This is a genomic window from Pedobacter sp. CFBP9032 (assembly GCF_034045265.1).
GTDB lineage: Bacteria > Bacteroidota > Bacteroidia > Sphingobacteriales > Sphingobacteriaceae > Pedobacter.
The window spans coordinates 61766-67765 of the sequence record NZ_JAXCWE010000018.1; the positions used below are offsets into that span (position 1 = coordinate 61766).

At 33.5% G+C, this 6000-nt stretch carries 6 protein-coding genes; 4 read left to right on the forward strand and 2 right to left on the reverse strand.

Features of this window, described 5'->3' with window-relative positions:
• Positions 1-59 precede the first annotated feature (59 nt).
• The 3 genes from SOM16_RS22095 (at position 60) to SOM16_RS22105 (ending at position 2616) form a co-directional block, all read left to right on the forward strand.
• Entirely contained in the window at positions 60-257 is a 198-nt protein-coding gene (locus tag SOM16_RS22095; RefSeq protein ID WP_320466170.1) for a hypothetical protein, read from the forward strand.
• A 318-nt stretch (positions 258-575) separates the two neighbouring features.
• Entirely contained in the window at positions 576-1493 is a 918-nt protein-coding gene (locus SOM16_RS22100) for an endonuclease/exonuclease/phosphatase family protein (RefSeq protein WP_320466171.1), read from the forward strand.
• A gap of 535 nt (positions 1494-2028) precedes the next feature.
• Positions 2029-2616: a Crp/Fnr family transcriptional regulator gene (locus tag SOM16_RS22105; protein WP_320466172.1), complete on the forward strand. Its 588-nt coding sequence runs from the start codon at positions 2029-2031 to the stop codon at positions 2614-2616.
• 268 nt (positions 2617-2884) lie between these two features.
• Here the strand turns inward: SOM16_RS22105 and SOM16_RS22110 are convergent, their stop codons facing one another.
• Complete coding sequence (locus tag SOM16_RS22110; protein WP_320466173.1) at positions 2885-3346, reverse strand: PA2169 family four-helix-bundle protein; 462 nt, start codon at positions 3344-3346, stop codon at positions 2885-2887.
• Positions 3347-3585: 239 nt separating this feature from the next.
• Positions 3586-3774 (reverse strand): cold-shock protein, encoded by a 189-nt coding sequence (locus tag SOM16_RS22115; RefSeq protein ID WP_320466174.1) that lies wholly within the window; start codon positions 3772-3774, stop codon positions 3586-3588.
• Positions 3775-4142: 368 nt separating this feature from the next.
• On the opposite strand from SOM16_RS22115, the gene map reads away from it, so the two are divergent.
• Positions 4143-4946 carry a type I methionyl aminopeptidase gene (map, locus tag SOM16_RS22120; protein ID WP_320466175.1) on the forward strand — a complete coding sequence of 268 codons (804 nt, stop codon included), beginning with the start codon at positions 4143-4145 and terminating at the stop codon, positions 4944-4946.
• The last annotated feature ends 1054 nt before the right edge of the window (positions 4947-6000 follow it).

The following is a 6000-nucleotide window of genomic DNA, read 5'->3' on the forward strand; positions in this document are numbered from 1 at the left end:
AACATAAAACTTTTCACTTCCTGGTTTGTTGTTCATCTAAATTTATCGCATCCACACAAATGAACGAAATCATCAATCACGAAACTTATCTCGCAGTTATCGACCGGATAAAATCTTTGTACTCTACAACACAAGAAACACTACCCAATTTCGAAGAATTGCACCAATTACAATCCCTGGCAATTGCTTACGAAATGAAAAAATACGATTTTACGATTGGTTTAACCGATACCAGGAAATTTTCTTTTGCTGGTTAATTGATTTGCACTAGCTAACAGATAGTAATCTAATTTTACAAATGCCTGTTAATAGTGGATATCTATTAAGAAATGCTGCTCATTAGATAGCTCCTTATTTTGATCATACCTGCTACCCAATGGTGGCATTAGAACATTTTAAGATGTTACTTGTTAAGCTATCTAAATTCAAAACCAAACGCATTGATACACGACATTCTTTTTTACTTTAGCATAATTGTCATCCTCTCAACGATCATTCCCTTCATTCGCCATGACTTCTGGATATTTAGGGTTTTTGAATACCCGAGGCTTCAAAAACTATCTTTAAACCTTTTGTTGATTGCTGTAATCCTTTATTTTGCTTTCCCTCAAAACACTAAAGACTGGCTGGTATTTGTCTGTCTTCTAACTAACCTGAGTTATTTATCTTACCTCATTTTCCCATTCACGGTATTGGGTAAAAAACAAATCATTACCAGTTCTAGAGGTGATGGAATAGACAATTTAAAAATTTTAATTGCCAATGTGTATCAGGAGAACCGTCAATCTAAAGATTATCATAACCTTATTGCATCTTGTGCGCCTGATGTAGTTTTAATGGTGGAAACGAATAAATGGTGGCAAAATGAAATGGATTCAATTGAGGATATCTACCATTACCAGCTTAAAGCCCCATTGGAGAACACCTATGGCATGTTACTGTATTCGAAGTTCCCATTAACTGATGCAAAAGTTAATTATTTAGTTAAGTCTGATATTCCTTCCATGGAAGCAACAGTAGCTTTAAGATCAGGTCAGAAAGTAAAGTTATTTTGTCTGCACCCTGAACCACCGGTTCCACAAGAAAACCCCAGGAGTACCGAAAGAGATAAAGAAATATTAATCGTTGCAGCTAAAACTAAAGATATTGATTTACCCGTAGTGGTGATGGGCGATTTAAATGATGTTGCATGGAGCTATACCACAGAACTATTTGGTAAAGTAAGTGGATTGCTGGATCCAAGACGTGGACGCGGTTTTTTTAATAGCTTTAATGCAAAATATTGGCTGCTTCGTTTTCCTCTTGACCATATTTTTTGCTCTACTGATTTCGCGTTGAGTTCAATTAAAAGATTACAGAATTGTGGTTCGGATCATTTTCCTATGTCTGTAGATTTAAAGTATATGCCTGCAGCAACGGTAAAAAATGAGCCACTTGACCTGTCGGAAGATGATTTGGCGCTCGCAGAAGAAAAGATATCAGCGAAAATTTAATATCGTTGATTTAAACCGTTGATAATTATAGGGTATGATGATATAGACGGTTAGGAGAATCTTAAAAGTTAACCTGTATTTTTAAGACCACTAGCATACAAGATGTTATCCATAAAATAGCAATCAATATTCTTCATTCATCTATTTATCGGAAATTCGATGGATAAAATAACTCTCCTATTTTAGAGCGTTATTCTTTAATTACAATCCCCATAATCGTCATAAAATAAGCAATTTACACTACTATCCATGATCATATGGATAAAACAGCATTTGTAATCCCAGTTACCTTTTTAAGCAAAGTCCATACAAATAATGGCTTATTTTACTTAAAAGTAAATGTATAAATCTACCGATATTCATGTCTGTAAATCAAAAATATTTAAACCTTTGTTAATCATTGTAAAAGTCAATTTCTCTTTTTTGATTAACTGAATCTCATTGGTTATCGTTGTTTTGCGGATCTAACATTAAAATTTAATTAAAAAGGTATAGCTTTGCAACGCATGCGCCTCATCATTAGTAAATGTGCAAAATGAAACTTAATCCATTAATTAATTTCTGCAGTGCTTTAGCACCTGTATCAAATGAAATCATTGAACTGCTTCGGGAAAATGCCATTATCCTATCGGTTTGCAAAAATACGCAGCTACATCCTGATGGAATGGGAGGCGATAATGCCATATTCATCACCAGTGGTACTTTAAGAAAGTATACAGCCATTGAAAACAAGCAGATAACACTTTCGCTATACGGTGAGAATGAACTGATTGGTTTTACCGAAATAGCAAATTATTTAGAAGATGAAAGTTTAGAAGCTATTCATGATTCCGAATTAATTTTATTACCGAGAGATTTTGTCGAAGGTCTATATGGAAAATATCCTGAAGTAGATAAAATGGCAAGAAAGATATTTAGTATGAAATATCAAAAGATGGTTTGTGAATCAAGGCTCTGCAGGCTGCCCTCTGCTGATCATCGTTATCGGCTCTTCAATATTGCAAATGGAAAGTACAGGTTACCAGCACGAATTCTAGCAAGTTATTTAGTGATGAGAGAAGAAACACTCAGTAGGCTAAAAACTAAAAACAAAGATAAAAATCAAATAAAATGCGGAGTTTAAATAGCAATTAATCTTACCGTTTTAGATACATTTAAGTATTTGTTATTATAGCTGATTCCTGCTTATTATATTAAAAAGTTAAAGGCTAGTTAATTCTGAATCCAGATTATGTTGTTATCTGAATGTTTTTAGCTAAGCCCTCTATTAAATTCTTAAGAAAAAGATGAATATTCATATTGTCTAAACCATTTAAATAGTATCGAATGGCTTAGACATTAAAAAAGCCACTGAATGTTTTCCAGTGGCTTTAAAAAACTATAAGCATTGATTATAATGCTTTATGCGCGTCTCTTAGTGCTTTAATTGCATCGTGACTAATGTTAATTCCATCTTGTTGTTTCAATAATACGGATCTAACATTTTCACCAAGTTCATTTTCCTGAAGTGCATCTCTATATGCTTTTTTAATCGCATCTTCACCGCGCTCGCATTCTGCTAGAATACTGTGACGATCATCGCCACCAAAGCTAGCTTTAATATCAATCCACGCACGGTGCAATGTACCTAAAACCGTATTGCCAGTATCAGGATTTTCACCGTTACGACCTACTAAACCAGCAAGTTCAGTAACATTTGTTCTGCTATCAGATGAAAGTTTGTCGAAAGTTGCTTTTAAATCGATATTCTCATCACTTAAATCGCTTGATGCTTTATCAAAACCATCTGCTCTGTCATTGTTAATCTCAATTAGGTCATTTAATACCTCAACTGTTTTTTCTTGATTTTCCATAGTAAATTATAATCTTATAATTGGTAGATGGTATAACAACAAGATGCAAGGATTAATGTTTGAAACATTCTAATTAAGAATCTTTTATTCTTAATTGGAAAAGAAATAATTTCTTATTTCAGATAGTAACCTAAGTATAGAATAAGGCAATTTTGATAGTGAGAAATAAGTCAAATTAAGTAGAAAAAAGAATAAAACAGAAGCGGCACGTGGCCTGCCAAAGTTTCAAAAGATATATTTTAAACAACTCTAACCTTAACGGCATTCAATCCTTTTTTTCCTTCTTGTACTTCATATTCAACGTTATCGTTTTCATTAACCTTGTCAATAAGACCACTTACGTGAACAAAGATTTCTGAACCATTTTCTTCTTTAATAAATCCAAATCCTTTTTCTGTATTAAAAAATTTCACTGTACCGTTTTTCATGTTATAGCTATTATTTAAAAATTATAAATAAAAATAGGGTTAAAATCTAAAAAACCAAAACAGATATAAGATTTAATTTTACAGTGAAGACTTTTTACTCCGTCATTTCCAAACTAATATAGATACAATCTATTACTGAATATACGATAAGCCTATCATTTATACATATGAAACTGTCATTTCGAAGTTACCATATTAGGCTGATGTAGGGTTATTCAACTTATTCATTAAAATAGCTAACACCTGTTGGGCGATCAAATTTCAAAATTAGTTTAAAGTATATGTGAAATTAGGTGTTCATCAATAATATTCAAAACAGAGTTAATCTCAAATGACCTTATAAATTGCAGATTGCTTATATTTGCGATATGATTATTTACAAGACGAATGAAGAAGTTGAGCTTATGAAAATCAGTGCACAACTGGTGAGTAATACTTTAGCTGAAGTAGCAAAGGTATTAAAACCAGGAATGACAACGCTGGCAATTGATGAATTGGCAAATACTTTTATTCTGGATAATGGCGCCGTTCCCTCCTTTTATAACTATAATGGTTTTCCCTTTCATATCATTACATCCGTAAACGACGTGGTTGTTCATGGCTTTCCAACAAAGGAGGAATTGAAGGATGGTGATATTATTTCTGTTGATGTTGGAACCATTAAAAATGGTTTCCATGGTGATCATGCCTATACATTTATCATTGGCGAGGTTTCTCCGGAGATCCTTAAATTAGTTAAAACGACTAAAGATTCACTTTATCTTGGTATAGAGCAGGCTGTTGCAGGTAAAAGAATGGGTGATATTGGATATGCTATTCAATCACATAATGAAAATCAAGGTTATGGGGTGGTTAGAGATTTAGTAGGACACGGATTGGGCAGGGATATGCATGAAGATCCTCAAGTACCTAATTATGGAAGGAAAGGTTCTGGAAGTCTATTGCGCGAAAACCTGGTTTTAGCCATAGAGCCGATGATTAATATGGGTAAGAAAGAAGTATACTTAGATGAGGATGGCTGGACGATTAGAACTGCAGATGGAAAACCATCAGTGCATTTTGAACACGATGTATGTGTAAAAAAAGGTGAAGCTTTAATATTATCTGATTATGCTCCCATTGAAATCGCAGAAAAAGCAAATGTTAATCTTAATACCTCTTATTACGTTTAACATAAAAGGAGAAATACGTATTTCTCCTTTTCTTTTATACCTATAATTTAGTATTCGAAGTTCTTCATCATACTTTCTAATTAGTATACCTATTTTGATTTTTGATGCTCATTTTTCATCTGTTAGCAATGAAAGGTTTCGAATCAAGTTTAAGATAATGTCTGGGACATTATACGAAGACTATAAGAAGTGATGTCTTGATATTATTTGTCGCTAATTGTTGTTCGTTTTTAATTCATCTATAAAAAGATCCTGAATCAAGTTCAGGAGGACGAGTCTTCAAGGGGAATCCCAACCCACCCGTCATACTGAATTTAGTTCAGCAACTATTTTGATAAGATTCTGAATCAATTTCGGCAGGACTTGCAACGGATGATGCGAAGAATATACTTTTAGCTTTCTGCTTTGCTCTTTAATCCTTGCTCTTTGTTCCTTGCTCCTTAGTCATCTGTAAAAGATCCTAAATCAAGTTCAGGAGTACGCGTGATTAGTTTATACGATGATTTTATGAAGTGATATATCGTTTGTCGTCTATCGTTGTTCAGTATTGGTTTATGCGCTTTCAACTTATAACCCATAACTTTTAACCTATAACTAAATTAGTGGGAAGTTTGCTTAATGTTACTGTCACTAATAACACAGCGAAGAATCCCTAACTTAAGTATTACTTCCGTTAAAACACCAAGAACAACTGTTCATCTAAATTTATGAGATCCCTAAAATCTGCGGGAGATAATAGTGAGATTTGTCTTTTTTCGTCTATCGTTGTTTCATAGGCTATGCAAAGATCCTGAATCAAGATCAGGAAGACGAGTGATGGATATGCGAAGAATTTTTATAGTTGATATTTTTTTCGATTTCGTATGTCATTGTTGATCGTTCGCTATCTGCTCCCAGACTTTTAACTTATAACCTATAACTTATAACCTTTAGTCTTTCAGCTTTAGTCTTTACTCCTTATTCTCACAAACGCAGAAACCCCTGCAGTTGTTACTGCAAGGGTTCTTTGTTAAATGCCTTTTTGAGGCTTTTAAGATTTGGCACCGACCTACTC